The sequence below is a fragment of the Methyloversatilis discipulorum genome (assembly GCF_018780585.1).
Lineage (GTDB): Bacteria > Pseudomonadota > Gammaproteobacteria > Burkholderiales > Rhodocyclaceae > Methyloversatilis > Methyloversatilis discipulorum_B.
This window is the reverse complement of sequence record NZ_JADMJL010000035.1, coordinates 24199-50423: the sequence shown is the minus strand read 5'-3', so window position 1 is coordinate 50423 and position 26225 is coordinate 24199. Positions and strand designations below refer to the sequence as shown.

The 26225-nt window shown below is 67.4% G+C and carries 26 protein-coding genes and 2 riboswitches; of the genes, 9 read left to right on the top strand and 17 right to left on the bottom strand.

Going from position 1 to position 26225, the window contains the following annotated elements; all coding sequences use genetic code 11:
- The 3 genes from IV112_RS15235 to IV112_RS15225 are packed head-to-tail and all read left to right on the top strand — an operon-like array spanning position 1 to position 2092.
- On the top strand, positions 1-966 hold the full coding sequence (locus IV112_RS15235) for an MBL fold metallo-hydrolase (protein WP_304004698.1): 966 nt from the start codon (positions 1-3) through the stop codon (positions 964-966).
- Positions 963-1448, top strand: a complete 486-nt coding sequence (locus IV112_RS15230) for a thioredoxin fold domain-containing protein (RefSeq protein WP_304004695.1) — start codon at positions 963-965, stop codon at positions 1446-1448. The genes IV112_RS15235 and IV112_RS15230 overlap by 4 nt, the downstream gene beginning before the upstream one ends.
- The gene (locus IV112_RS15225; protein WP_304004691.1) at positions 1445-2092 is read left to right on the top strand and encodes a class I SAM-dependent methyltransferase; all 648 of its coding nucleotides are present in this window, start codon (positions 1445-1447) and stop codon (positions 2090-2092) included. The genes IV112_RS15230 and IV112_RS15225 overlap by 4 nt, the downstream gene beginning before the upstream one ends.
- On the opposite strand, the gene IV112_RS15220 is transcribed toward IV112_RS15225, so the two are convergent.
- The gene (locus tag IV112_RS15220) at positions 2085-2390 is read right to left on the bottom strand and encodes a hypothetical protein (protein ID WP_304004688.1); all 306 of its coding nucleotides are present in this window, start codon (positions 2388-2390) and stop codon (positions 2085-2087) included. The two genes, IV112_RS15225 and IV112_RS15220, sit on opposite strands and share 8 nt — an antisense overlap.
- A gap of 38 nt (positions 2391-2428) precedes the next feature.
- A complete protein-coding gene (apbC, locus tag IV112_RS15215; protein WP_296807745.1) occupies positions 2429-3517 on the bottom strand; it encodes an iron-sulfur cluster carrier protein ApbC in 1089 nt (362 codons plus the stop codon).
- Positions 3518-3687: 170 nt separating this feature from the next.
- On the opposite strand from apbC, the gene metG reads away from it, so the two are divergent.
- The 4 genes from metG (at position 3688) to IV112_RS15195 (ending at position 8111) form a co-directional block, all read left to right on the top strand.
- Complete coding sequence (metG, locus tag IV112_RS15210; protein ID WP_304004681.1) at positions 3688-5838, top strand: methionine--tRNA ligase; 2151 nt, start codon at positions 3688-3690, stop codon at positions 5836-5838.
- Positions 5839-5851: 13 nt separating this feature from the next.
- Positions 5852-6145: an acylphosphatase gene (locus IV112_RS15205; RefSeq protein WP_020162961.1), complete on the top strand. Its 294-nt coding sequence runs from the start codon at positions 5852-5854 to the stop codon at positions 6143-6145.
- 146 nt (positions 6146-6291) lie between these two features.
- Positions 6292-6738 (top strand): hypothetical protein, encoded by a 447-nt coding sequence (locus tag IV112_RS15200; protein ID WP_304004678.1) that lies wholly within the window; start codon positions 6292-6294, stop codon positions 6736-6738.
- Between the two features lie 326 nt (positions 6739-7064).
- Entirely contained in the window at positions 7065-8111 is a 1047-nt protein-coding gene (locus IV112_RS15195) for a hypothetical protein (protein ID WP_304004676.1), read from the top strand.
- Between the two features lie 16 nt (positions 8112-8127).
- On the opposite strand, the gene IV112_RS15190 is transcribed toward IV112_RS15195, so the two are convergent.
- From IV112_RS15190 to thiC, 3 genes are all read right to left on the bottom strand, one after another.
- Positions 8128-8694, bottom strand: a complete 567-nt coding sequence (locus IV112_RS15190) for a YggT family protein (protein ID WP_304004672.1) — start codon at positions 8692-8694, stop codon at positions 8128-8130.
- Between the two features lie 52 nt (positions 8695-8746).
- Positions 8747-9559: a pyrroline-5-carboxylate reductase gene (gene proC, locus IV112_RS15185; RefSeq protein WP_304004669.1), complete on the bottom strand. Its 813-nt coding sequence runs from the start codon at positions 9557-9559 to the stop codon at positions 8747-8749.
- A gap of 383 nt (positions 9560-9942) precedes the next feature.
- Positions 9943-11859 carry a phosphomethylpyrimidine synthase ThiC gene (gene thiC, locus IV112_RS15180; protein WP_304004667.1) on the bottom strand — a complete coding sequence of 639 codons (1917 nt, stop codon included), beginning with the start codon at positions 11857-11859 and terminating at the stop codon, positions 9943-9945.
- A gap of 49 nt (positions 11860-11908) precedes the next feature.
- A riboswitch (TPP riboswitch) is annotated at positions 11909-12015 on the bottom strand.
- 115 nt (positions 12016-12130) lie between these two features.
- Here thiC and IV112_RS15175 point away from each other — a divergent pair.
- Positions 12131-13648, top strand: a complete 1518-nt coding sequence (locus IV112_RS15175; protein WP_304004664.1) for a carbonic anhydrase — start codon at positions 12131-12133, stop codon at positions 13646-13648.
- Positions 13649-13735: 87 nt separating this feature from the next.
- Here the strand turns inward: IV112_RS15175 and ahcY are convergent, their stop codons facing one another.
- A complete protein-coding gene (ahcY, locus tag IV112_RS15170) occupies positions 13736-15145 on the bottom strand; it encodes an adenosylhomocysteinase (protein WP_304004661.1) in 1410 nt (469 codons plus the stop codon).
- A 73-nt stretch (positions 15146-15218) separates the two neighbouring features.
- Positions 15219-15316, bottom strand: a riboswitch (S-adenosyl-L-homocysteine riboswitch).
- A gap of 126 nt (positions 15317-15442) precedes the next feature.
- Here ahcY and IV112_RS15165 point away from each other — a divergent pair.
- The gene (locus IV112_RS15165; RefSeq protein ID WP_304004658.1) at positions 15443-16906 is read left to right on the top strand and encodes a C13 family peptidase; all 1464 of its coding nucleotides are present in this window, start codon (positions 15443-15445) and stop codon (positions 16904-16906) included.
- Positions 16907-16926: 20 nt separating this feature from the next.
- Here the strand turns inward: IV112_RS15165 and IV112_RS15160 are convergent, their stop codons facing one another.
- The 11 genes from IV112_RS15160 to IV112_RS15110 all read right to left on the bottom strand — a co-directional run bounded on the left by IV112_RS15160 (position 16927) and on the right by IV112_RS15110 (position 26200).
- Positions 16927-17307 (bottom strand): hypothetical protein, encoded by a 381-nt coding sequence (locus tag IV112_RS15160; protein WP_304004655.1) that lies wholly within the window; start codon positions 17305-17307, stop codon positions 16927-16929.
- A 1-nt stretch (position 17308) separates the two neighbouring features.
- Positions 17309-19387 carry a protein kinase domain-containing protein gene (locus tag IV112_RS15155; RefSeq protein WP_304004652.1) on the bottom strand — a complete coding sequence of 693 codons (2079 nt, stop codon included), beginning with the start codon at positions 19385-19387 and terminating at the stop codon, positions 17309-17311.
- Positions 19388-19394: 7 nt separating this feature from the next.
- Positions 19395-20267 carry a Tll0287-like domain-containing protein gene (locus IV112_RS15150; protein WP_020162973.1) on the bottom strand — a complete coding sequence of 291 codons (873 nt, stop codon included), beginning with the start codon at positions 20265-20267 and terminating at the stop codon, positions 19395-19397.
- Positions 20268-20385: 118 nt separating this feature from the next.
- On the bottom strand, positions 20386-20769 hold the full coding sequence (locus IV112_RS15145) for a YkvA family protein (RefSeq protein ID WP_232415935.1): 384 nt from the start codon (positions 20767-20769) through the stop codon (positions 20386-20388).
- A gap of 101 nt (positions 20770-20870) precedes the next feature.
- Entirely contained in the window at positions 20871-22325 is a 1455-nt protein-coding gene (gene rng, locus IV112_RS15140; RefSeq protein WP_019915852.1) for a ribonuclease G, read from the bottom strand.
- A 28-nt stretch (positions 22326-22353) separates the two neighbouring features.
- Positions 22354-22980: a Maf family protein gene (locus IV112_RS15135; protein WP_304004647.1), complete on the bottom strand. Its 627-nt coding sequence runs from the start codon at positions 22978-22980 to the stop codon at positions 22354-22356.
- Positions 22977-23447: a 23S rRNA (pseudouridine(1915)-N(3))-methyltransferase RlmH gene (rlmH, locus tag IV112_RS15130; protein WP_304004645.1), complete on the bottom strand. Its 471-nt coding sequence runs from the start codon at positions 23445-23447 to the stop codon at positions 22977-22979. The genes IV112_RS15135 and rlmH overlap by 4 nt, the downstream gene beginning before the upstream one ends.
- Positions 23444-23824, bottom strand: a complete 381-nt coding sequence (rsfS, locus tag IV112_RS15125) for a ribosome silencing factor (RefSeq protein ID WP_019915848.1) — start codon at positions 23822-23824, stop codon at positions 23444-23446. The genes rlmH and rsfS overlap by 4 nt, the downstream gene beginning before the upstream one ends.
- Positions 23825-23833: 9 nt before the next feature.
- The gene (gene nadD, locus IV112_RS15120; protein ID WP_304004640.1) at positions 23834-24484 is read right to left on the bottom strand and encodes a nicotinate-nucleotide adenylyltransferase; all 651 of its coding nucleotides are present in this window, start codon (positions 24482-24484) and stop codon (positions 23834-23836) included.
- Positions 24477-25253, bottom strand: coding sequence for a BPSS1780 family membrane protein (locus tag IV112_RS15115; protein ID WP_304004637.1), 777 nt, complete (start codon positions 25251-25253; stop codon positions 24477-24479). Before IV112_RS15115 ends, nadD begins: the two co-directional genes overlap by 8 nt.
- The gene (locus tag IV112_RS15110; RefSeq protein ID WP_020162978.1) at positions 25244-26200 is read right to left on the bottom strand and encodes a homoserine kinase; all 957 of its coding nucleotides are present in this window, start codon (positions 26198-26200) and stop codon (positions 25244-25246) included. Before IV112_RS15110 ends, IV112_RS15115 begins: the two co-directional genes overlap by 10 nt.
- Positions 26201-26225 lie beyond the last annotated feature (25 nt).

Sequence of the window (26225 nt, the reverse complement as noted above, 5' to 3'; positions counted from 1 at the left end):
ATGCGCCCCCTCCTGCGTCGCCTGCTGCTTGCCGCCTGCGCACTCCTCCTCGCGCAGTTCGCAGCAGCGGGCGACGCACCCGCCTTGCGCGCACCGCTGAAGCCGGTACAGGTCGGCCCCCACAGCTGGTTCGTGCAGGGCGAATCGGGCCCGGCCAGCCTCGCCAACGAGGCGTTCAACTCCAATGCCGGCTTCGTCGTAACCGGCGACGGCGTCGTGGTGATCGACGCGCTCGGCACGCCCGCGCTGGGCCAGGCGCTGATCGCCGCGATCCGCACGGTGACCGATCAGCCGATCAGGCGCGTGCTGGTCACCCACTACCACGCCGATCATTTCTACGGCCTGCAGGCCTTCAAGGCTGTCGGCGCCGATGTGTGGGCACACCGCGCAGGGCGCGAATACATCGAAGGCGAAGAGGGGCGCGCGCGGCTCGAACAGCGTCGGCGCGACCTCGACCCCTGGGTCGACGCCAACACGCGGCTGGTCGGCGCCGACGTGTGGCTGGAGGGCGATACCAGCTTCCGCATGGGCGACATCACTTTCGAGCTGGTCTACCTCGGCCCGGCGCACGCACCGGACGACATGGTCATCGTCGTGCGCGAGGACCGCGTCATCTATTCGGGCGACATCCTGTTCATTGGACGCATCCCCTTCGTCGGCGACGCCGACAGCAAGCGCTGGCTGGTCACGATGGAGCAGCTGCTGGCGATGAAACCGGGCACGCTGGTGACCGGTCACGGCCCGGCCTCGACCGACCCGTCACGCGATCTCGGCATGACCCGCGACTACATCGGCTACCTGCGCGAGCAGATGGGCCGCGCCGTCGCCGAGTTCATGCCCTTCGACGAGGCCTACGCGCGCACCGACTGGAGCCGCTGGGAAAAGATGCCGGCCTTCGATGCCGCCAACCGCATCAATGCCTATGGAACCTTCCTGCGCATGGAACAGGAGGCGCTCGGCAAATGAATTGGCGCGCCCTCATCGCTGCCGCTGCACTGGTCGTCTGTCCGGCGCTGGCCGCCAAGCCTGCGCGCACGGCCGGCACGGCGCTGCCAGTGCTGGTGCACGCGGCGAACGACGCGCGCGAGGCGGCCAATCCGGGCGTGGTATTCGTCGTGCTGTTCTCCTTGCCCGGCTGCCACTACTGCGAAGAGGTGCGCAGCCACTACCTGGCGCCGCTGGCGCGCGACGCGGCCAATCGTGGCCGGCTGGTGGTGCGCGAGATCGACCTGAACAGCGCACGCGCGCTGACCGATTTCGACGGCACATCGACCACGCAGGCGGCCTTTGCCAGACGGCTCAAGGTGCAGTTTGCACCCACCGTGCTGTTCCTCGACGCGCGGGGCCAGCAGGTCGCTTCGCCGTTGATAGGCGCCGGCAAGGCGGATTTCTACGGCGCCTACCTGGACGATGCGATCGCCACCGGGCTGAAGGCTGCCGCGCGATGAACGACGTCACCAAATCGCATTGGGAAAACATCTACACGCACAAGGCGCCCGATGTCGTGAGCTGGTTCCAGCCGCATGCCGAGCACTCGCTGGCGCTGATCGCCCGCGCCGGCCTTGCGCGCGATGCGGCGATCATCGACGTCGGCGGCGGCACATCGACGCTGGTCGACGATCTGCTGGCGCGTGGCTATCACGACCTCACCGTACTCGATCTGTCCGCGGCCGCGCTGCATGCGGCGCAGGCGCGGCTCGGCGACGAAGCGCGACGGGTGAGCTGGGTCGAGGCGGACATTACCGCGGTCGATCTGCCGCGCCAGCGCTACGACCTGTGGCACGACCGCGCGGTCTTCCATTTCCTGACCGATGCGGCGCAGCGACACGCCTATGTCGAACGGGTTCTGCAGTCGGTGAGGCCGGGCGGTCACGTCATCGTCGCCACCTTCGCAGAAGACGGGCCGGATCGCTGCAGCGGGCTGCCGGTCATGCGCTACGGCGCCGACACGCTGCACGCCGAATTCGGCGCGCCCTTCGAATTGCTGGAATACGGCCGCGAAACGCACCATACGCCGGGCGGCGCCGTGCAGCAGTTCGTCTATTGCTACTGCCGGCGCCCGGCGCCCGGCGAACTGACTGACCCTACCTGAACTTGTAGAAGCGCTTGTTCAGATAGGCGACGACGTGCGCCTCGTCTTCCGGAAACCAGCCGGTATTGAGTTGCGAATTGCATACGCTGACCTGGGTGGCCAGCTGCGCCAGTGAATTGACGCGGCGGTCGCTGCGCAGGTAGATCTGGGTTCCGTCGCCGCCGCCATAACGATCGTCGTGGCAGCTTTCGCACTGCGCTTCGGTCATCAGTTCTCCGCCCTTGACCGGGTCGGCTGCCTGCAGAGAGGCGGGCAGCGCGCTACAGGATGCAAGTACACACAGTTTCAGCAGCTTCATCCGGACTCTCCCACGCGACCGCCCGGCGGGCGGCTCGATCAGGTGTTCTGCACGACGATGCTCGGGAACTTGGCGGTCATGTCCTTCGCCTTGTCGGCGATCTTGACGGCAACCTTGCGCGCGATGTCGCGGTAGATTTCGGCGACGCGGCCATCCGGGTCGGACACGACGGTCGGCTTGCCGGAGTCGGCCTGTTCGCGGATCTGCATCGCCAGCGGCAGCGAACCGAGCACCTCCAGATCGTAGTCGGCCGCCATGCGTGCGCCGCCGCCCTCACCGAAGATGTGCTCTTCGTGGCCGCACTTGGAACAGGTGTGCAGGCTCATGTTCTCGACGATGCCGAGGATGGGAATGCCCACCTTCTCGAACATCTTCAGACCCTTGCGCGCGTCGAGCAGCGCGATGTCCTGCGGCGTCGTGACGATGACCGCACCGGTCACCGGCACCTTCTGCGCCAGCGTCAGCTGGATGTCGCCGGTGCCCGGCGGCATGTCGATCACCAGGTAGTCGACCTCGTCCCAGCGGGTTTCGGTCAGCAGCTGTTCCAGCGCCGAGGTCACCATCGGACCGCGCCACACCATCGGCGTCTCGACGTCGATCAGGAAGCCGATCGACATGGCCTGGATGCCGTAGGCGGTCATCGGTGCCAGCGACTTGCCGTCCGGCGACTCCGGGCGGCCGGTGATGCCCAGCATCTGCGGCTGCGACGGGCCGTAGATGTCGGCGTCGAGCAGGCCGACGGTCGCACCTTCAGCGGCCAGCGCCAGCGCCAGATTTACTGCGGTGGTGCTCTTGCCGACGCCGCCCTTGCCGGAGGCGACGGCGATGATGTTCTTGACGCCGGGCAGCAGCTTCACGCCGCGCTGCACCGCGTGGGACACGATCTTCTGCGTCACGCTGACGCTGACGTTGCCGACACCCGGAATCGCGCGCAGACAGGCGATGGCGAGGCGGCGCAGGTGGTCCATCTGACTTTTCGCCGGATAGCCCAGTTCGATATCGACCGACACGTCGGCGCCGTCGATGCGGATGTTCCGCGCACTGCGCGTGCTGACGAAATCCTTGCCGGTATTCGGGTCTATCAGTTCCTTGAGCGCGCTCTGGACCTGGGCTTCGGTGATGGACATGGACAACTCCGTACGCTGGGCAGCCGCCGTCGCGCCTCGTGCGCGCCTGTCGCGGAATACCCGATTAATTTACTAAAGTATAACCGATACACCCGCGCCCCGTGGCGCAGCCGCGTGCGGGCAGTAGAATTGCGGGTTTCCCCGCTCTGGCCGTCATTTCGCCCTCCATCATGTCCCGCCGCCGCCTGCTCGTCACCAGCGCCCTGCCTTACGCCAACGGCGCCATCCACCTCGGCCATCTGGTCGAATACATCCAGACCGATATCTGGGTGCGCTTCCAGCGCATGCGCGGGCACGAGGTGCATTACGTCGGCGCCGACGACCAGCACGGCACGCCCATCATGCTGCGCGCCGAGAAGGAAGGCATCACGCCGCGCCAGCTGGTCGAGCGCGTGCTGCACGAACACGCCCGCGACTTCTTCGGCGGCCTCGACGTGCAGGCCGCGTGGAGGAAGGGTGCCGGCGAACTGGGCGGCTTCCTGGTCAGTTTCGACAACTACCACCAGACCGATTCCGACGAGAACCGCGCCTTCTGCGAAGACATCTACGCCAAGCTGAAGGCGGGCGACCTGATCGCCCAGCGCTCGGTCGAGCAGTTCTACGACCCGGTGAAGGAAATGTTCCTGCCGGACCGCTTCATCAAGGGCGAGTGCCCGAAGTGTTCGGCCAAGGACCAGTACGGTGACTCCTGCGAAGTGTGCGGAGCCACCTATGCGCCAACCGAGCTGAAGAACGCCTACTCGGTGGTGTCGGGCGCGGCGCCGGAGCGGCGCGCCAGCGAGCACTACTTCTTCCGGCTGTCGGCACCGCAGTGCGAGAACTTCCTGCGCGACTTCACCCAGGGCTCGAACCGGCTGCAGCCGGAAGCGGCCAACAAGATGAAGGAATGGCTGGGCGAGCCGGGCGACAACCGCCTGTCCGACTGGGACATCTCGCGCGACGCGCCCTATTTCGGCTTCCGCATCCCGGGCACCGACAACAAGTTCTTCTATGTCTGGCTGGACGCCCCGGTCGGCTATTTCGGCAGCTTCCGCAACTACGTCGCGAAGCAGAAGGCGTTGGGCCACGACATCAGCGAAGCGGACTTCCTCGACGCCGCGGCCGCGAAAGCGGCCGGCACCGAAATGGTCCATTTCATCGGCAAGGACATCCTGTACTTCCACGCGCTGTTCTGGCCGGCCATGCTGGAGCACTCGGGCTATCGCACGCCGACCCAGATCAACGCGCACGGTTTCCTGACCGTAAACGGCGAGAAGATGAGCAAGAGCCGCGGCACCTTCATCACCGCGCAGAGCTACCTCGACCTCGGCCTGAATCCGGAGTGGCTGCGCTACTACTACGCCGCCAAGCTGAACGGTTCGATGGAAGACATCGATCTGAACCTCGACGACTTCGTCGCGCGGGTGAATTCGGATCTGATCGGCAAGTACATCAATATCGCCAGCCGTTGCGCCGGCTTCATCAGCAAGCGCTTCGGCGGCACGCTGTCGGCACCCACCGTACCGTTCCACTGGCACGAGGCGTCGATCCGCGACGCCTACGAGTCGCGCGACTACGCCCGCGCGCTGCGCGAGGTGATGGCCTGCGCCGACCAGGCCAACGTGTTCGTGAACGACCACGCGCCGTGGGTGCTCGCCAAGCAGGACGGTCAGGAGGAGAAACTGCAGTCGGTATGCAGCACCGCGCTCGAACTGTTCCGCCAGCTGTCGGTGCTGCTCAAGCCGGTGTTGCCGCATCTGGTCGCCGAGGTCGAGCGCTTCCTGAACATCGCGCCGCTGGGCTGGGACGATTTCGGCTCGACCCTCAAGGCCGGCCACACCATCAACGAATACAAGCACCTGATGACCCGCATCGACCCCAAGCAGGTGGTCGCGCTGGTCGACGCCAACAAGGAATCCCTGGTGAGCACTCAAGCCCCTGCCGCCGTGCCGGCCAAGACCGAAGCACCGAAGAAGGTTGAAACCCCGGCCGCCGATGCCGGTGCCCACATTTCGATCGACGATTTCTCCAAGGTCGAACTGCGCATCGCGAAAATCGTCGCCGCCGACCACGTCGAGGGCGCGGACAAGCTGCTGCGCCTGCAACTGGACATCGGCGAAGAACGCCCGCGTCAGGTGTTCGCCGGCATCAAGTCGGCCTACGACCCGGCGCTGCTGGTCGGTCGGCTGACCGTGATGGTGGCCAATCTGGCGCCGCGCAAGATGAAGTTCGGCATGTCGGAAGGCATGGTGCTGGCCGCCTCCGACGACAAGGGCGAGGTGCCGGGCCTGTTCATCCTGTCGCCGGATTCCGGCGCGCAGCCGGGCATGCGCGTCAAGTAAGAAGCGCGTGGCGATGGACGAGAGCGAGGTCGAAGCGCTGCATTTTGCGATCAGCGGTCGCGTGCAGGGGGTGTTCTTCCGCGCGTCCATGGTCGAGGAAGCGCGTCGCCTCGGACTGACCGGCTGGGTGCGCAATCGCCGCGACGGCTCGGTCGAGGCTTATGCCGTCGGTCGTCCGGCGGCACTCGATGCGCTGGTGGCGTGGGCCGAGACCGGCCCGCCGGCCGCCCGTGTCGACGCATGCATCGTGTCGCCGGCAGAGGCCGACGCCGCACTGCACGACTTCACGCAAGCCGCCACGGCCTGAGCTTTCGCCCGCAAACCACCCGGCAAACCCGCGCCACTTGGTGCACTGCCGCCATGGCAGCGCGTCATGACTTCCTTTCCGCACAGGTCTAGCTTTCACATCAGGCGCGCACATGGACGCGACCCACACATGTGGAGGAGACAACCATGCTGCCAACGGAGGAAGCGTGTTTCCGCGCTGTGTTGCGCGCCTGCCAAGATCACGCCGACGCGATGCTCGCGTGCGGCAGCCCGCCGCGACCGACTGCGCTGATGGCGCAGCTGGATCACGGGCGCATCACCGACGCCGCGCTGGCCCGCATGGACATGCTGGACGAGGCGTCGGTGGTGCGTTTCGTGCAGGAAACCATCGCCGAGCCGGGCATCGATGTGATCGGCCTGAGCTGCGTGCTGCGGCTGGCCGAGTTCGACGACGACAGGCCTGAGGCGCCGCCGGCCACGCGCGACGTGGTGCTCATCTATCTGGTGTCCAAGGACCGCGAAACCTGGGTCGCCAACGACATCGACGTCGACAGCCGTCGCCTCGCCCGCGGCACGCTGGACCTCAGCCGCGGCAGCAACACCTTCATTGCAGCCCCCGCGCTGACCCACTGAATGCGCGGCTTCCGCAGCGTGTCGCCCGGCAGCGGGTGCCAATCCGCCCTGCATGGCGTCTAACCCTGTGGAACACCGCTTCCCACGTCGTAAACCTGCATATCCGCCCGGAAAGTGAAGCGCACGCGCGGCTGACGCCCTGCCTCGCGCAGGGTGCGGCGACACCGCCCGACTCGCTGTCAGGTGCGACGCTGCCAAGCCGCCCGATGGTCGGTACGGACGCATGCAGGCCCGCCTGCATGCGTCGCCGACTGCACGTGGGCACGTGCGCGCGCTTCACTTTCCGGGTGGGTTCATCGAGGTCAGAACCCAGGAGGCACAGAACCGTGAAGGTCGCCGCCAGCACCGTACAGCTTGAGTCCTCGCACGCCGAATCACGGCGTCTGCAGGTATCCGAACGGCTTGAAATGTGGACGGGCGAGCGTCGCCGCCCGGCCACCGACAGTCCACCCCCGTCGCGCAGCGAAGCGCGCATCAGCCTGTCGCCAGCGGCACTGGCCGCGCAGCAGGCCGACCCCGTCGAGGCGCCGGACGGGATCGAGGAGGCCGTGCGCAACGATCCCCGGCTGTCGCTGCTCATCATGATGATAGAGAAGATCACCGGTCAGCCCGTGCGCTGGCTGCGCAGCGTGGACATGCCGACCGAGGCGCCGCCCGCGTCGTCCGGCTCCGCCGCGCAGGCGCAGCCCCAGGCGCCGCAGCGTGCCGGCTGGGGCATCGAGTACGACTACCGCGCCGAATACAGCGAATCGGAAACCACGCGCTTCGCCGCCGAAGGCACGGTGCGTACCGCCGACGGGCGGGAGATCGCCTTCAAGCTCGAAAGCGAGATGTCGCGCAGCTTCAGCATGAGCGTCAGCGAATCCTTCCGTGCCGGCGACGCGGTGCTGAAAGACCCCCTGATGCTGGACTTCGCCGGTCCGGCGGCGGCGCTGTCCGACGTCCGCTTCGCCTTCGATCTCGATGCCGATGGCCGCAAGGAACAGGTGCCGCTGGCCGGCGGACGCGGCATGCTTGCGTTCGACCGCAATGGCAACGGCCGCATCGACGACGGCCGCGAACTGTTCGGACCGACCACCGGCAACGGCTTCGAGGAACTGGCCGCGCTGGACGAGGACGGCAACGGCTGGGTCGATGAAGCCGACAGCGGTTTCGCGCAGCTGCGGCTGTGGCGCCCGGACGCAGAAGGCGCCGGCACGCTGCAGACGATGAAACAGGCCAACGCCGGCGCCTTCTACCTCGGCCGCGTCGACACGCCGTTCAGCCTGCGCAACGCCGCCAACGAAACACTGGGCGAAATGCGCGCGACCGGCATTTACCTGCGCGAGGACGGCAGCACAGGTACCGTCAGCCAGGTCGATCTGAGCGTCTGAGCGGCAGGCGGCGGCGTCAGACCAGCAGGCCGAACAGCTGCCGCGACAGCGCGTCGATCAGGTAGAGCACGATCTGCAGGATGAGGATGAGCACCAGCGGCGACAGGTCGACGTTGGCGATCGGCGGCATCACGCGCTGTATAGGCTGCAGGAAGGGACGGGTCAGCGCATTCATCATGCTGCCGATCGGATTGCCCGGTGACATCCAGCTCATCACCGCGGAAATGATGAGCACGATGATCAGGAACCACACCGACAGCCGCGCGATCTCGATCACGCCGCGCAGCAGCGCGAGCGTTACCAGACCGTCGGCACCGATGCTGCCATGCAGCAGCGCACCCACCAGGATCAGCGCCACCTGGATCAGCCAGGCGACCACCAGCGTCGCCATGTCCAGTCCGAACATGGCCGGTATCACGCGCCGAGCCGGCAGTACCGCCCAGTCGGTGGTCTGTATCACGAAGGCACCGATCTGGTTGCGGAAGCTCACGCGCGCCCATTGCATATAGAAGCGGGCCAGCAGCAGCGTGGTGATGAAACTGGCGACGGCGTTGAGGACGAGCAGGGTCAGGTCGGTCAGCATGGGTTCGTGTCGTTGTCGTATCGCGTGAAGACAGTGGTGGCCGGGCGCCGGTTCAGGCGGCGCCGAGCTGGTCGCCCAGTTCCGCGCCGCGCGCGGCGGCGGCGGCCAGCGCACGCACGATGGCGTCGCCAACCGCGTCGGCATTCATCGACTTCAGTGCCGCTTCGGTGGTGCCGCCCTTCGACGTGACCCGCTCGCGCAGCGTGGCCGGCGATTCGGGGCTCTGTGCCGCCAGCGCCGACGCGCCGGTGAAGGTGGCGATCGCCAGTTCGCGCGCCTGATCGGCGGTGAGCCCCAGCGCCTCGCCACCGCGCACCATCGCCTCGATGAAATAGAACACGTAGGCCGGGCCGCTGCCGGACACCGCGGTGACCGCGTCGATCAGCTTCTCGTCGTCCACCCACACCGTGCGGCCGACCGCCGACAGCAGTTCCTCGGCGCGGGCGCGCTCGGCGGCACCGACCGACGCATCGGCGTACAGGCCGGTCACGCCGCGCCCGATCAGCGCCGGCGTGTTTGGCATAGCACGCACCATGCGCGCGCGGCCACCGAGCCAACGACCGATGTCGCTCGCGCGCAGGCCGGCGGCGATGCTCAGTACCGTCTGCCCGTCGATCAAGGGCGCAATGCTGGCGCACACTTCGCGCATCTGCTGCGGCTTGACCGCCAGCACCAGCAGATCGCAACCGGCCGCACTGGCGTCCAGCGCCTCGACCGCACGTACACCGAATTCGCGCGCCAGCCGGTCGCGGCCGTCGGCCTGGAGTTCGACCACGGCGATGTCGGCGGCGATGGCGCCGCGCTTCAACATGCCGCCGATCAGCGCGCTGGCCATATTGCCGCCGCCGATGAAAGTGATCCGCATCAGACTGCCCCACAGAAAGTTGACCCGCACGTCGGGCCGCAGGGCGCTATGGTAACCGCGCGAGCCGTACCGACGTGGACGTGCGCGATGTGCGACGAAGCTCGTGGTTGCGAAGGCTCGATCAGTCGCGTTCTACGGCGAGATTGCCGCGCTTGTCACGAGGCGCCGCAGGAGCCAGCTGTGCTCGCGACGCTGGTTTGGACCGAGGCCTGCGGCTTGCCGCGGCCAAGGCCGCTCGCACAAGGATCGTGCCCTATCCGTTGCCGGCGCCTGATTCTGTGGGAGCGAGCTTGCTCGCGATAGCAGCCCGAAGCGGAGTCGGTGCCTTCGATCACCGCAGCATCGCGAGCAAGCTCGCTCCCACAGAGAGGCGGCTCTCCGCCTCACACCTTCTGGTAGATCTCCGCGCCTGACTTCACGAACTCGACCGCCTTCACTTCCATGCCCTTCTGCAGGGCTTCGTCCTCGTTGAGACCCTGCTTGGCGGCGAAGTCGCGCACGTCCTGCGTGATCTTCATCGAACAGAAGTGCGGGCCGCACATCGAGCAGAAGTGCGCCACCTTGGCCGACTCCTTCGGCAGCGTCTCGTCGTGGAAGCTCTTCGCCTTGTCCGGATCCAGACCCAGATTGAACTGGTCGTCCCAGCGGAACTCGTAACGCGCCTTCGACAGCGCGTTGTCGCGGATCTGCGCGCCCGGGTGACCCTTGGCGAGGTCGGCGGCGTGGGCGGCCAGCTTGTAGGTGATGATGCCTTCCTTCACATCGTCCTTGTCCGGCAGCCCCAGGTGCTCCTTCGGCGTCACGTAGCAGAGCATGGCCGTGCCGTACCAGCCGATTTGCGCCGCACCGATGCCGCTCGTGATGTGGTCGTAACCGGGGGCGATGTCGGTGGTCAGCGGGCCCAGCGTGTAGAAGGGCGCTTCCTTGCAGTACTCCAGCTGCAGGTCCATGTTCTCCTTGATGAGATGCATCGGCACGTGACCCGGACCTTCGATCATCACCTGCACGTCGTGCTTCCAGGCGATGTCGGTGAGTTCGCCCAGCGTCTTGAGCTCACCCAGCTGCGCGTCGTCGTTCGCGTCGTAGATCGAACCCGGACGCAGGCCGTCGCCCAGCGAGAAGGCCACGTCGTAGGCCTTCATGATTTCGCAGATCTCTTCGAAGTGGGTGTAGAGGAAGCTCTCCTTGTGGTGAGCCAGACACCACTTGGCCATGATGGAGCCGCCACGGCTGACGATGCCGGTCATCCGGTTGGCGGTCATCGGCACGTAGCGCAGCAGCACGCCTGCGTGGATGGTGAAGTAATCCACCCCCTGTTCGGCCTGCTCGATCAGCGTGTCCTTGAAGATTTCCCAGGTCAGTTCCTCGGCCTTGCCGTCGACCTTTTCCAGCGCCTGGTAGATGGGCACGGTGCCGATGGGCACCGGCGAGTTGCGGATGATCCACTCGCGCGTCTCGTGGATGTTCTTGCCGGTCGACAGATCCATCACCGTGTCCCCACCCCAGCGGATGGCCCAGGTCATCTTGTCGACTTCCTCGTTGATCGAGGAGCCGAGTGCGGAGTTGCCGATGTTGGCGTTGATCTTCACCAGGAAGTTGCGGCCGATGATCATCGGCTCGCTCTCCGGGTGATTGATGTTGTTCGGGATGATGGCGCGACCGCGGGCGACCTCGTCGCGGACGAACTCGGGCGTGATCTCGGCCGGGATCGACGCGCCGAAGCTCTGGCCCGGGTGCTGGCGGGTGAGCAGCTTGGCCATCTTCTCGCCGGTCGGACCGGTCGCGCGCAGGCTCTCGACGTAGGCGGCGCGGTTCATGTTCTCGCGGATGGCGATGAACTCCATCTCCGGCGTGATGATGCCCTGGCGGGCGTAGTGCATCTGGGTGACGTTGCGGCCGGCCTTGGCGCGGCGCGGGTGGCGGTGCAGGTTGGGGAAGCGCAGGTCGTCGAGCGCGGCATCGGCGGCGCGGATGCGGCCGAATTCGGAGGAGAGGTCGGTGAGCTGCTCGGTGTCGCCGCGTTCTTCGATCCAGCGGGCGCGTAGCGCGGGCAGGCCGCGGCGGATGTCGATCGAGGCCTGCGGGTCGGTGTAGGGGCCGGAACAGTCGTAGACGAAGACCGGCGGGTTCTTCTCGCCGCCGAAGCCGGTGGGCGTGTCGGCCTGGGAGATCTCGCGCATCGGCACGCGGATGTCGGGGCGCGAGCCTTCGATGTGGATCTTGCGCGAATGGGGCAGCGGCGCGATCGCCGCTTCGTCCACGTGTGCCTGGTCGGCGAGGAAGGTGTCTTTGGCGTTCATGGAAGCTCCTGTGCTTGCTGCGTCGGCGCGGGGAACGCCGGCTTCCATGTCGAGAAGTCGCCCGTTTCCCTACGCCGGCATGATCCGGATCAGGTGTTGAGGGTGTGTCTCAGCCGGCTGCCATGCTTCAGGTCACCGGCACCCCTAACGTGTGCATGAGCACGGTAACCCGCCCGCGACGCGAGCGCAAGGCGTGCCGTTCAAGCCAACGCGCCCCTCTGCCGTAGACCGGTCATCGCCCGACGAGGGCAGAGCCTGAACGAGACCGGACATGACGCAGCTTTCCATCTTCCGACCGACCCTGATCGCGCTAGCGATCGGCTGCGCCTGTGGCGCGGTGCAGGCGGCCGACTGGCACACGATTTCGACCGACCGCGGCAAGAAGATCGAAATCGACCGCGACAGCGTGCTGCGTGCCGAAGGCGGAAAGAAAGTGGCCTGGGGCCGGCTGGTGCTGACCGAGGCCGACGCCGAAAAGACCGGCTACGCGATGGTGCAGGCCCTGAATCGCTACGACTGCCAGAGCTTGCGTTTCGCCACCATCAAGCGCGTCTATCTGGACGCCAACCAGAAAATCCTGCGCGAGGAGCGCACCGGCTCGGACAGCGAAATTTCGCTGCTGCCCGGCACGCTGGACGAAAAGCTGTTCCGCGAAGTGTGTCAGCCGCCGGCCGCCGAAGAACTCCGTCAGGTGGCCGAACAGGCCGGCCGTGCTGCGCGCACCGCCGCCAATGCAGGCGATCTCGGCAAGGTCGAGCGCACCGAAATGGTGAACATTAAGCCCGATCTGCGCGAAGCCGCGGCGCAGGCGCGCGAGGAAATGAGCAGCGCGAAGAAGCCAGCCGGCTCGGCGGGCAAGCCGGAGGCAGCGAAGGCTGAGGCCGGCAAGGCCGAGCCGGCCAAGGTGGCCGATGCCGGCGCGAAGAAGCCGGACTCCCACGACGCTGCCCCTGCGGTGACCAAGCCGCCGGCGATGCGCAGCGAAATCCCGCTGCCGCCACCGGCGCCGAAGCCGCGGCCGCGCCCGGTCATGCAGGCCGCCGTCGCGCCGGCCGCCCACGCTGCGCCGAAGAAACCGGCGCTCGAGGCGGCGCCCGTCGCGCATGCGCACGGCGACATCCACTGGAGCTACGAGGGCGAATTCGGTCCGCAGAACTGGGGCAGGCTGAAGCCGGAGTGGACGAAATGCGCGACCGGCCAGACGCAATCGCCGATCGACATCCGCGACGGCATCAAGGTCGACCTGCCGCCGATACAGTTCGACTACCGCACCACCTACTTCACCGTCGTCGACAACGGTCACACGGTGCAGGTGAACGTCGGCGAGGGCAGCACGATCACGCTGGTCGGCAAGCGCTACGAACTGGTGCAGTTCCACTTCCACAAGCCGGCCGAAGAGCGCGTGAATGGCAAGACCTACGACATGGTCGCCCACCTGGTGCACAAGGATCTGGACGGCAATCTGGCTGTCGTGGCCGTGCTGCTTGACCGCGGCACCGAACATCCGCTGTTCAACACGCTGTGGGCCTATCTGCCGCTGCAGAAGAACGTCGAGTCGCGCCCGGAGGTGAGCATCGATCTGGCGAAACTGCTGCCGGAGAAGCGCGACTACTACACCTATATGGGTTCGCTGACGACGCCGCCCTGTTCGGAAGGCGTGACCTGGCTGGTGATGAAGGAGCCGTTGCAGCTGTCGCCGGAACAGATCGGCATCTTCGGCCACCTCTACCGCAACAATGCGCGGCCGGTGCAGGCGGCCAATAGCCGGCTGATCAAGCAGTCGCGCTGAAGCGCGCGGGCGCAAAAAAGGCCATCCCGCGGGATGGCCTTTTTCATTGGCGCGCCCTGCGGGCCGCGCCAACCGCGAACCGAATACTCAGTAGCGGTAGTGGTCCGGCTTGTACGGGCCTTCCTTCTGCACGCCGATGTAGCGGGCCTGCGCGTCGGTCAGCTCGGTCAGCTGCGCATTCAGCTTCTTCAGCTGCAGGCGTGCCACCTTCTCGTCGAGGTGCTTGGGCAGCGTGTAGACGCCGACCGGGTACTTCTCGGTTTCGGTGAACAGTTCGATCTGCGCGATGGTCTGGTTGGCGAAGCTCGACGACATCACGTAGGACGGATGGCCGGTGCCGCAGCCGAGGTTCACCAGGCGACCCTTGGCCAGCAGGATGATGCGCTTGCCGTCCGGGAAGATGATGTGATCGACCTGCGGCTTGATCTCTTCCCACTGGTACTTCTCGACCGAGGCGACGTCGATCTCGTTGTCGAAGTGGCCGATGTTGCAGACGATGGCCTGGTCCTTCATCTTCGCCATGTGATCATGCGTGATCACGTGATAGTTGCCAGTGGCGGTGACGAAGATGTCGGCGTGTTCGCAGGCGTAGTCCATCGTGACCACGCGGTAGCCTTCCATCGCCGCCTGCAGCGCGCAGATCGGGTCGACTTCGGTCACCCACACCTGGGCCGACAGCGCGCGCAGCGCCTGCGCCGAACCCTTGCCCACGTCGCCGTAGCCGGCGACCACGGCCACCTTGCCGGCCACCATCACGTCGGTCGCGCGCTTGATGCCGTCGACCAGCGATTCGCGGCAGCCATACAGGTTGTCGAACTTCGACTTGGTGACCGAGTCATTGACGTTGATGCCGGGGAAGGCGAGGCGGCCTTCCTTGTGCATCTGGTAAAGGCGGTGCACGCCGGTCGTCGTTTCTTCGGTCACGCCCTTGATGTGCTTGATGCGCTTCGAGTACCAGTTCGGGTCGCGCGCCAGCGTGGTCTTGATCGCGTTGAACAGGCACACCTCTTCTTCGCTCGCCGGGTGGTGCAGTGCGGTCGGGTCGGTTTCGGCCTTGGTGCCCAGGTGCAGCAGCAGCGTTGCGTCGCCGCCGTCGTCCAGGATCATGTTGCTGTAGCCGCCGTCCGGCCATTCGAAGATGCGGTGGGTGTAGTCCCAGTACTCTTCCAGCGACTCGCCCTTGACCGCGAACACCGGCGTGCCGGCGGCAGCGATCGCGGCGGCGGCGTGGTCCTGGGTCGAGAAGATGTTGCACGAGGCCCAGCGGACTTCGGCGCCGAGCGCTTCCAGCGTCTGGATCAGCACGGCGGTCTGGATGGTCATGTGCAGGCTGCCGGTGATGCGGGCGCCGCGCAGCGGCTGCTGCGTTGCGAATTCCTCGCGGATCGCCATCAGGCCGGGCATTTCGGTCTCGGCAATGGCGATTTCCTTGCGTCCCCAGTCGGCCAGCGACAGGTCGGCAATGACGTAATCCTTCAGTTCGGCGGGTGCATTCATTACGGGCTCCTTTTGATGCGGCAGGCGGTCTCTCACCTGCCATCCGCGGCCGGACTGCTGCCCGGGCGGCGGGTTCAGGTGAGCGCCGTTGCAAAAGTGCCCGCGACCGTGGCGGTCTGGCGGGGTCCGAGCCTGGGGGCCTTGCGGCACCTTGCAGCGCTCCTCGGAAGCTTTGGATTATAGCGTCGCGCCCCTCATTTGCCGGGTGAAGCACCCGGTTTCATGATCGGCGCCCGCTACAGAGTGCGGCAACGGATAATCCGTTCCCGACCTCCGCACGATTTACGGCATCCGACGATGGAACTGGAACCGACGCCACCCCGCTCGCCTCTGGCCGACCTCGCCCGCAATCTGGGTGCCGGTCTGCGCGCCCTGCTGCTGTGGAAGGCCGCCCCGGCCCTGCGCGCCGGCGCGGCGGCCTGGATAGCACTCGAACTGCTGTCGCTGGCGCTCGATTTCGGCTTCGACTTCGCGCGCGCTGGGCCGGATGGCCAGTTCATGGCCGATGCGCTGGCCGGCAAGCTGTTCCACCTGCCCTGGCTCATGCTCGCCGTGTGGGCGGCGGCCCGTCTGGCCGGCCGGCCAGAGGCCTGGCTGCGCGGCGTGGTCGGCATGGCGGCGCTGTGGATATGGCTGTCGCTGCTGTGGAATGCGCTCGCGCTGCTGCCGGCCGAGGTGTGGGCGGAACTGGGCGACGCGGTCGATCTCGTCTGGTGGGCGCCCGCGGCCTGGGGGCTGATCGCCTCTGCCGTGCTGCTGGGAGAGGTATTCGAGGCCAGACCGGCGCGGCGCCTCGGCATGCTCGCCATCGTCGGCCTGTGCTACCTGCTGCCGACCACGATGCTGGGTACGCAGATGCCGCTGTGGGTGGCCACGCAGACCGATGACGACGGTGAAACGGCGCGCTGGCAGGCTGCCCGCAGCGAGGCGCTGATCTATCGTCAGCCCTTGCTGCTGACCGAGGCGATCGCGCGGGTCGAGCCGGGCGAACCAGGTCGGCCGGAGCTGTTCCTGCTGGCCATCGCCGGCCACGGCGCACAAGACGTGTTCCTGCGCGAGGTGGACAAGGTCGAACGCCTGTTCGCTGAGCGCTTCGACACCGGCGGTCGCAGCATCGTGCTGGCCAACAACCCGGCCACCGTGCTCGACCGGCCGCTGGCCACCGTCAGCGCGATGGAAGCCAGCCTGCGCGCGCTGGGCGAACGGATGAACCGCGACGAGGACGTGCTGTTCGTGTTCCTGACCTCGCACGGCGCCGAAGACCACCGCTTCGACCTCAGCCTGTGGCCGTGGGAACTGGAACAGCTGACGCCGCAACGCCTGGGCGCCCTGCTCGACGCGGCCGGCATCCGCCACCGCGTCATCCTGGTGTCGGCCTGTTATTCGGGCGGCTTCATCGCGCCGCTCGCCGGGCCGGACACGCTGGTCATGTCGGCCGCCCGTGCCGACCGCAGTTCGCACGGCTGTTCGCACGAAGCCGACTGGACCTTCTTCGGCCGCGCCTTCTTCGACGAGGCACTGCGTGCCACGCCGTCCTTCACCGAAGCCTTCGCCCGTGCGCGCGCAGCGGTCGGCACGCGGGAGGCGGCGGAGGGGCTGGAGGCGTCGGAGCCGCAGATCGCAGTCGGCGAAGCGATCAAGGCGCGGCTCGACGCGATGGCCGCCGACTGGCAACGGATGCCGCGCACGCTGCAGGCGCAGCAGGGCGGCCCGAGCGGCGAGCCGGCCGCGACCTCAAGTTGCGACCAGGCGCGCTGCTGACAGACTGCTCGACCGGCGACTCAGACGCCGCTGCTGAACCACCACCAGCCGCCCGCCGCGAAAACCGCGACGACGACGGCGATGGCAATGTTCCGCTGCAGCGGGTAGCGCTCCAGCTTCACCAGCGGCGTGCGGTAGGAAATGTAGAGGAAGCCGCCACCGAACAGCGCCAGCACGGCCAGCAGCGACCAGCGGTTGCCGGTGCGCGCGGCCAGCCGCAGCAGCGTGCCGCAGACCAGGATGAGCGCGAAGTAGCCGAACAGCGACAGCGGCGTGATGCCGGTGCATGAGCGCCCGCCGCATTCCGGGCACACGGCCGGCGCCTTGGCGCGGGCAGTCAGCTTGATCAGGCGCGCGATGGTGTCCCGCCCGCAGTGCGGGCAGCGGTTCATGGCTGCCATATCACTTGCCGGCGAGGAAGGCGGCGCGCTGCACCGGGTCGGGAATGTCGCGCGACAGCTCGTCGAGCAGGGCCTGTTCGTCGCTCACCCGCTTCAGTGCGCGGCCGACCAGGATGCGCGCCATCGGCCCGATGCGCCGGGCCAGCCGGTGCTCGATGTCGGCGATCAGCGCGTCGTCCAGCGGTCGCGGGCCGAAAGCACCGCTGCGCGACGGGGCGGTGAGCGGCGCACTGCGGCGCGAAGCGCTGACCGTGTCGATCGACGCACTGCGCACGGTCGATGACACACCGGTGGTTCCGGCGATGTGCCGCTTGGCCTCGATCAGGAAACCGGCGCGCTGCGCGTCGCCCGGAATGTGCGTCGCCAGCTGCTCGATCAGCAGGGCCGGGCTGGCGACCTTGGGTCCGATGCGCGTCACCAGCACGCGCGCCATCGGCCCTATGTGGCGGGCGAGCAGCGCTTCGAGCACTGGCGTCAGCGCATCCTGCGCCAGGCCGGGCTGGGCATCGTCGACGCGGCGGGTGATACCGCTGCGCGCATCCAGTTCGAACACCTCCTGACTGCGCGAGGCGATTTCCGCGCGCTGGCCGGTGGCGTGCAGTCCGACCGGTGCGCCGCTGCCCAGCGCCGACACGGTTTCGAAATAGGCGCGCGACACCAGCACCTGACCGGCGCGCGCCAGGCTGGCCAGCGTGCGCGCGGCGTCGAGGCCGTCGCCGTGCACGTCGAGCGCGCCGGTGCCGGCGCGGGTCACCCGCACCGGGCCCAGATTGATGCCCTGGCGCAGTCCGCCGCCCTCGTCGCCGAGATCGAGCGCGCGCAGCCGCTGCGCCACCACGCAGGCGTCCTCGGGCTGGCCGAGCAGGCACAGCGCGGCGCCGTCCTCGGTGTCGTGGATGAGCCGGCTGTCGGCATCGACCGAGCGTGCGGCGCGCGCCAGGGCGTCGTCCAGTTCCGATTTGCAGGCCAGCCGCTGCGCGGTGTCGAGATCGACGCTGCGGTCTATCTGCGCGTACAGCACGCTGCAGACGATGGTGCGCCGCTCCTCCGATGCGCCGCTGGCGCGTACCGCGGGCGCCGGCGGCGTGCCGGACGCGAGCGGGCCGCGCGCCGCCGGCACCGGCATGAACACGCGACGGAAGTCGGCCACGCTGCGCGGGCGCCGGGTTTCGTGCGGTTCGAGCGCCCAGTCGATGGCACGCAGCAGCGAGGCGCCGAAGATGGCCGCATCGGCGGCCTTGGCGGCCGGCCGCAGCGGATCGTTGTGCACGCGGGCGGCCGATTCGACCGGGCGCTGTCCGGTCACCAGCCAGTACATGACGGCGGCCAGCGAGTAGATGTCGGTCCACGGCCCCTGATTGCCGTGCGAGTGGTATTGCTCGAACGGTGCGAAGCCGGGCGTCACGATGGCGGTCAGCGTGTGCTCGGTGTCGAGGTAGCGGCGCGCCGCACCGAAGTCGAGCAACACCGGCGTGCCGTCGTCACGGATGCAGATGTTGGCCGGCTTGATGTCGCGGTGCAGGAAGCCGCCGTCATGCACCACCTGCAGGCCGTCGAGCAGCGGCTTGACGATGGCCAGCAGCGTCGTGCGGTCGATCGCGTCGTTGCGCTCGCGCACCCACTGGTTCAGCGTGCGCCCCTGCACATAGTCCATCACCATGTAGGCGGTGCCGTTGGCTTCGAAGAAGCGGCTGACGCGCACGATGTTGGGATGGCGGAAGGTGGCGAGTGCACGCGACTCGTCGAGGAAACGGCGCAGGCCCTGCTCGAACATCTCGACCGCCGGGCCGGCCCGCGGCAGCACGCGCTGCGCGTCGCCGCGCACCGCGATGTCGGTGGGCAGGAACTCTTTAACCGCGACCTTGCAGTCGAGCAGCGTGTCGTGCGCCAGATAGGTCAGGCCGAAGCCGCCGCCGCCGAGCAGCGATTCAATGCGGTACTCGTTCAGTGCCCAGCCGACCGGCAGCGCACCGGGGCTGGCGTTGGCCGTGGGCAGGAAGCCGCTGCCGGCCAGCACGTCGGAATTGACGCTGTCTTCGGTGAACGCCTCGTCGTCGTCGCCGAAAGGAGTGGAGGTCACGCCGTGCTCAGCTGTCGATCATGCGCATCGCCGTTTCCAGGCTGCGTCGCATGCGGTTGAAGGAGGCGCCGAGCACCGACACCTCGTCGCGCCCGCCGTCGCCGAATTCCGGCACCGAGAAATCACCGGTGCTGATGCGGTCGGCGGCGGCCGACATGCGCGCGACCGGGCGGATGATGAGCCATTCCAGCATCAGGTTCAGCGCCACCATGACGAACACGAATACACCCACCAGCGAGGCCATGAAGGTGGTGAAGGCGCGGTCGGCGTTGCTCACCGGCACCGTCATCGGCACCGACACCACCTGGGCGCCGATGATTTCGTTCATCTTCCAGCCGAAGCCGTTCGCTTCGCCATACACCTTCACCATGCTCGGCGGCGCGGTCGCCGGCGTGTTGTGACAGGCCAGGCAGGCCGGATTGGTGATCTGGATCGGCCGCGCGATATACATGTGGCGACCGGTCGGCGTGTCGCGTTCGCCGGTCAGCTCCTTCACGTCCATCGCGTTGCGGAAGCTGGCCACCAGGTCGGCTTCCCAGTCCGACGCGCGGTCGCGCGGGTTGGACGGGTTCAGCGTCGCTTCCTTGTAGGCGTACTCCGGGTGGTTCTTGCGCAGCTCGTTCAGCGTTTCGGTCGCCGCGTAGGCCGGCACCGTCTGTGGCAGGAACTGCTCGGCCAGCATCGGATCGAGGTGGGGCTTGATCTGGCTCACCGTGTAGGCGCGGATGGCGAGCGCGGTTTCCATCATCAGCCGGGCGTTGCGCTCGACCTCGGCGCGTGCATTGTCATGCAGCAGCCGGTGCGACAGCGCCGCACAGGCGGCGAGGCCGATCGCGAACACGCCGATCAGCACGAGGTTGAATTTGAGTCTGAGTCCCATCGCAGGCACCGGTCAGTTTTTTGCCGCGGCCTCTTGCGGGGCCGCTCTGATTGCGGCCCGATTGTAAGTCATTGACGGGATTGCAAGGAATTGTGTCAGCGCAGGCAGGCGCAGCCTGTCACGCTGCCGGGCTTCGGTTCATCCACCACCAGGCGATGGCGGCGATCGACGCCGCCCACAGCAGCAGGATGAAGATGCCAGCCGCCCAGTTGGCCGGCAGCTTGCCGGCACGGGCGCGGGCGCGCGCCGCTTCCATCACGTCGGGCGGGATCATGCGCACCGCCAGCCAGATGCCCAGCGGCAGCAGCACCACTTCGTCCAGCATGCCGAGCACCGGGATGAAGTCCGGAATCAGGTCGATCGGGCTGGCCGCGTAGGCGAGCAGGAAGAGCAGCAGGATCTTGGCGCGGCGCGGCGTGCGCGTGTCCTGCGCGGCGACGGCAAGCGCCATCACTTCAAGCTTGATCGCGCGTATGCGCTCCTTCAGTCCGGATCCGGTCATGATGGCCTGCAATTTGTTGTGATCGATTTGCATTCAATCAAACCACAAAAACGCCTTGTCCGTCAGCCAAGTACTGTCACACAACGGCCAGGGCCTCTGGCTCAGAGCAGCACGATGTCGAACTGCTCCTGCGAATAGCTCGACTCGGCGTGCAGCGAAATCGGCTTGCCGATGAAGTCCGACAGCATGGCGAGCGCCTGCGACTCTTCTTCGAGGAAGAGGTCGACCACCTTGGGGTGAGCCAGGATGCGGAATTCGCGGGCGCTGAACTGGCGTGCTTCGCGCAGCAGTTCGCGCAGGATGTCGAAGCTCATGGTCTGCGCGGTCTTCACTTCGCCGCGGCCGCCGCAGGTCGGGCAGGGTTCGCACAGCACGTGGGCAAGCGATTCGCGGGTGCGCTTGCGCGTCATTTCGACCAGGCCGAGCGAGGTGAAACCGCTGACCGAAATCTTCGTATGGTCGCGGCCCAGCGCCTTGTGCAGTTCGGCCAGCACCTGCGCGCGGTGTTCCTCGCTTTCCATGTCGATGAAATCGATCAGGATGATGCCGCCGAGGTTGCGCAGCCGCAGGTGGCGGGCGATCTGGTGCGCCGCTTCGAGATTGGTCTTGAAGATGGTTTCGTCGAAATTGCGTGAGCCGACGAAGCCGCCGGTGTTCACGTCTATCGTCGTCATCGCCTCGGTCTGGTCGAAGATCAGGTAGCCGCCGGACTTCAGGTCGACGCGGCGCGCCAGCGCCTTTTCGATTTCCTCCTCGACGCTGTGCAGCTCGAACAGCGGGCGCTCGCCGGTGTAGTGCTCCAGCAGCTTGGTCAGCTGCGGCATGTATTCCTCGGCGAAGCTGCGCAGCTTCACGTAGTTCTCGCGCGAGTCGACCTGGATGCTCTGCGTGTCGGCGCAGGCGAGGTCGCGCAGCACGCGCTGCGCCAGCGTCAGATCCTCGAACACCAGCGTGGGCGGCTTGGCGGTCTTCGCGCGATTCCGTATTTCCTGCCAGGTCTTGCGCAGGTAGGCGATGTCGGCCGCCAGCTCCTCGTCGCTGGCCGATTCGGCCATGGTGCGCACGATGTAGCCGCCCGGGTCCTCCAGCGGCAGCAGCGCGTGGATGCGCGCGCGCAGCGCCTCGCGCTCCTCGGTCGATTCGATGCGCTGCGAAATGCCGACGTGACGGTCCTGCGGCAGATGTACCAGCAGCCGGCCGGCGATGCTGATCTGCGTCGACATGCGCGCGCCCTTGGTGCCTATCGGGTCCTTCAGCGCCTGCACCAGCACGCTCTGCCCTTCGGTCAGGATGCGTTCGATCGGCTTCGGCGGCTCGCCGTTCTGGCGCGCTTCCCAGATGTCGGCGACGTGCAGGAAGGCGGTGCGTTCGAGGCCGACGTCGATGAAGGCCGACTGCATGCCGGGCAGCACGCGCACGACGCGGCCCAGATAGATGTTGCCGACGATGCCGCGCGCGCTGCTGCGCTCGATGTGCAGTTCCTGCACCGCGCCCTGCTGCAGCAGGGCGACGCGCGTTTCCTGCGGCGTGAAGTTGATGAGGAACTGGTCGTTCATGGTGCGGACCGGAAAGTGGGAAGTCGGATCAGATGTCCATGCCGAAGCGGCGCAGCAGCTGCCAGGTTTCGTTCAGCGGCAGGCCGACGATGCCGGTGTAGGAACCTTCGACGTGTTCGACGAAGGCACCGGCGCGGCCCTGTATGCCGTAGGCACCGGCCTTGTCCATCGGTTCGCCGCTGAGCACGTAGCGTTCGATGTCGCGCGGCTCGAGTTTCGCGAAGCGCACGGTGGAAATGGACAGCGCGTGCTCCAGCCGCCGGCCGTCGCTGACGGCGACCGCGGTGAGCACGCGGTGCGTGCTGCCGGACAGGCGGGTGAGCATCGCGGTGGCGTCGGCGGCGTCGGCCGGCTTGCCGAGGATGTCGCCGTCGATCTCGACCGTGGTGTCGGCCGACAGCACCAGCCCGGCCGACATGCGCCGCCAGGCCAGGCGCTGTTCGCCGCCCAGCGCCTTGGCGCGTGCGACGCGCACGACATAGGTTTCGGCGTCCTCGCCGTCGCGCACGTCTTCAGATACGTCGATGTCCTCGCGCGGCAGTCCGCGGAAGGGCAGCATCAGGAAACTCAGGCCGATCTGGGTGAGCAGTTCACGCCGGCGCGGGCTGCGCGAGGCGAGATAGAGGACGGGCGGAACGGTGTTCGAAAGGCTCATTCTCGGTGATAGGGGTGATTGGCTTCAAGGCTCACCGCACGATACAACGCTTCGGCCAGAAGCAGGCGGGCCAGCGCGTGCGGCAGCGTCAGGCTCGACAGGCGGATCAGCTCGTGCGCGCGCGACTTCAGCGCCGGCGACAGGCCGTCCGGCCCGCCGATGAGGAGCGCGACGTCGTCACCGTCGGCGCGCCAGCGACGCAGCCGCGCGGTCAGCGCGACGGTCGTCAGGTCGTCGCCACGCTCGTCGAGCGCCACGATGCGGGCGCGCGGCGGGATGGCCTGTTCGATGCGCGCCCGTTCGGCTTCGATCAGCACCTCGACCGGCTTGCCCTGGGTGCGCGGTTCGGCTTTCACTTCGACGATCTGCATGGCCGAGTCGCGCGGCATGCGGCGGGCGAATTCCTGCACGCCAGCATCGACCCAGTCGGGCATACGGTGCCCGACGCAGATCACCAGCAGTTTCAACGCGCCGCCGTTCCGCGTGCGCGGGCCGCGGCCGACTTGTCGGTCGACGGCTTGGCCGAGCCGGACCACAGCTCTTCGAGGTTGTAATAGGCGCGTACCGCTGGCTGCATCACGTGCACGACCAGGTCGCCGAGGTCGACCAGCACCCACTCGCCGGTGTCCTCGCCCTCGACGCTGATCACCGTGCCGCCGGCTTCCTTCACCTTCTCCTGGACGTTGCGCGCCAGTGCGCGCGTCTGCCGGTTGGAGTCGCCGCTGGCGATGACCAGGCGGTCGAACAGCGCGTTGAACTTCGAGGTGTCGATCACTTCGATGTCCTTCGCCTTGATGTCTTCCAGCGCGTCGATGACCAGCGCCTGCAGTGCATTGATATCCATGTAAAGCCTTCAGTAGAGCCGGTTAAGGCGGATGTATTCGAATACTTCGTCGGGCAGCAGGTAGCGGCAGCGCTCGCCGCGCGCCAGCCGTGCCCGGATGTCGGTGGCCGACACCGCCAGCGGCGTCATGTCGAAACGTACGATGGCGCCGGACGGGCGCTCGCGCAAGGCCTGCGCATCACGTCCGCCGCGTGCCGCCAGTTCGGCTGCCAGCGCTGGGTCCAGCGCCGCGGCGTCGGCGGCCTGGCCGGCCCGGGTCGCCAGGCCGATGTGGGCCAGCGCGAACAGCTCGCGCCAGCGGTGCCAGGTGTGCAGCAGGCTGAATGCGTCGGTGCCCAGTATCAGCACCAGCGGCAGCGCGTCGCCCAGTTCGGCGCGCAGCGCGGTCAGCGTATCGACCGTGTAGCTCGGCCGGCCGGACGCGACCTCGCGGCCGTCGACCTCGAACGCCTCGTTCGACGCCACGGCCGCCTCGACCATGGCCAGCCGGTGCGCCGGCGAAGTCTGCGGCGCCGCGCGGTGCCAGGGCTGGCCCGCCGGGATCCAGCGCACGCGCCCGAGCTGCAGTGCTTCGCGCGCCTCTTCCGCCAGTCTCAGGTGGCCGACATGCACCGGGTCGAAGGTGCCGCCGAACACGCCGAGCGGCAGCGCTTCATTCATCGGCGGGCTCGGGCGCCGGCTCCTCGCCCGGCGCGAACACCTGGCGGAAGCTCACGTACAGGCTGGCCGCCAGCGTCGGCACCAGCACGAACAGCAGCGCGATGCGCAGCAGGAAACGCAGCGCACTGGCCAGACTGCCGTCGCCGCCGAGCACCTGCACCACCAGCATCGGCAGACCGACGCCGAGCAAGGCCACGCCGGCGAAATAGACGATGAAGGCGCCGGCGTTGCGCAGCACGGCCACCGCGCCGAAGAACAGCGACTTGCCGAGCGGCATGTTCTGGGTCGCGATCAGGTAGGGCGGGAACCACATGATCAGGATGAGCGGCAGCACCAGCGGCAGCAGCTGCATCAGCGTGCGCATGAACAGCTCTTCGTCGGCGTCGACCGCGGCGCCTTCCGGCATCTGGAAGATGAGCGTGTGGATCAGCACCACCACCAGCGATCCGCCAAGGTGCACGAAGCCCAGCTGCACCAGCGTGCGCGCGTTCGCCATCAGTCCCTGTTTCAGGCCGGCGGCGTCGATGTCGCGCTTCTCGTCGAGGATGCGCGCACCGTTGAACACGATGACCGACATCACCGGCAGGCACACCGCCACCAGCACCGGACCGAGCAGCGGCACGATGTTGAGGAACACCATGACCAGCAGATAGGTCATGGTGAGCGCCGTCATCAGCGGCGGATTGCGGCGGAACAGCGCGAAGCCGCCGCTGATCCACGACCAGCCGGCGAGCGCGGGCAGCGTGCGCGCCTGCAGGCTCACCGCCATGGCAGCGCGTCACCGGCGCGGATGCGCGCGCGCAGCACGTCGCGGAAACGGGCCGGATCGTGCGTGTGCACCATCTCGCCGCCGCGCGGCATGTGGAAGTCGTAAAGCCGCGACATCCAGAAGCGCAGCGCCGCGCCGCGCAGCATCGCCGGCCAGGCGCGATGCTCGGCGTCGGACAGCGGCCGTTCGGCGTGGTAGGCCTTGATCAGCGCGTCGGCCCGGTCAGCCATCAGTTCGCCGGAGGCGTCGGAACACCAGTCGTTCAGCGTCACCGCGAGGTCGAACAGCAGGTAGTCGTCGCCGGCGAAATAGAAATCGATGATGCCGCCGATGCGTTCGCCATCCATCAGGCAGTTGTCGCGGAACAGGTCGGCGTGCACGACGCCGAAGGGCAGGTCGCGGCACAGGCCCTGTTCGCGCGCTTCGCGCTGGAAGGCGATTTCGGTTTCGAGCAGCGTGCGCTCGTCGTCCGGCAGGAAGCCGAGCAGCTTCGGCGCTGTTTCGAGCCACCAGCCGTAGCCGCGCGGGTTGTCGAAGCGGCGGCCGTAGCTCTGGCCGGCCACGTGCATGGTGGCCAGCATGCCGCCGATGGCGGCGCAGTGCGCTGCGCCCGGTTCCATCTGCGAGCGGCCGGCGAGGCGGGTGGCCAGCATGGCCGGCTTGCCGTGGATCGTGCCGAGGTATTCGTTGTCGCGGTCGGCGATCGGCGCCGGACAGGGAATGCCGTGACGCGCCAGATGCGCCATAAGGTGCACGTAGAACGGCAGTTCGGTGCGCGTCAGCTTCTCGAACACCGTCAGCACGTAACGACCGTGCGAGGTGTCGACGAAGTAGTTGGTGTTTTCGATGCCGGCCGGAATTCCCTCCAGCGACACCAGATGGCCGATGGAGTAATTCTTCAGCCAGTCGCGCAGCTCATCTGCGGTGACGGTGGTGAAGACGGACACGAGTCAGAACGGATGGTTGGGCACG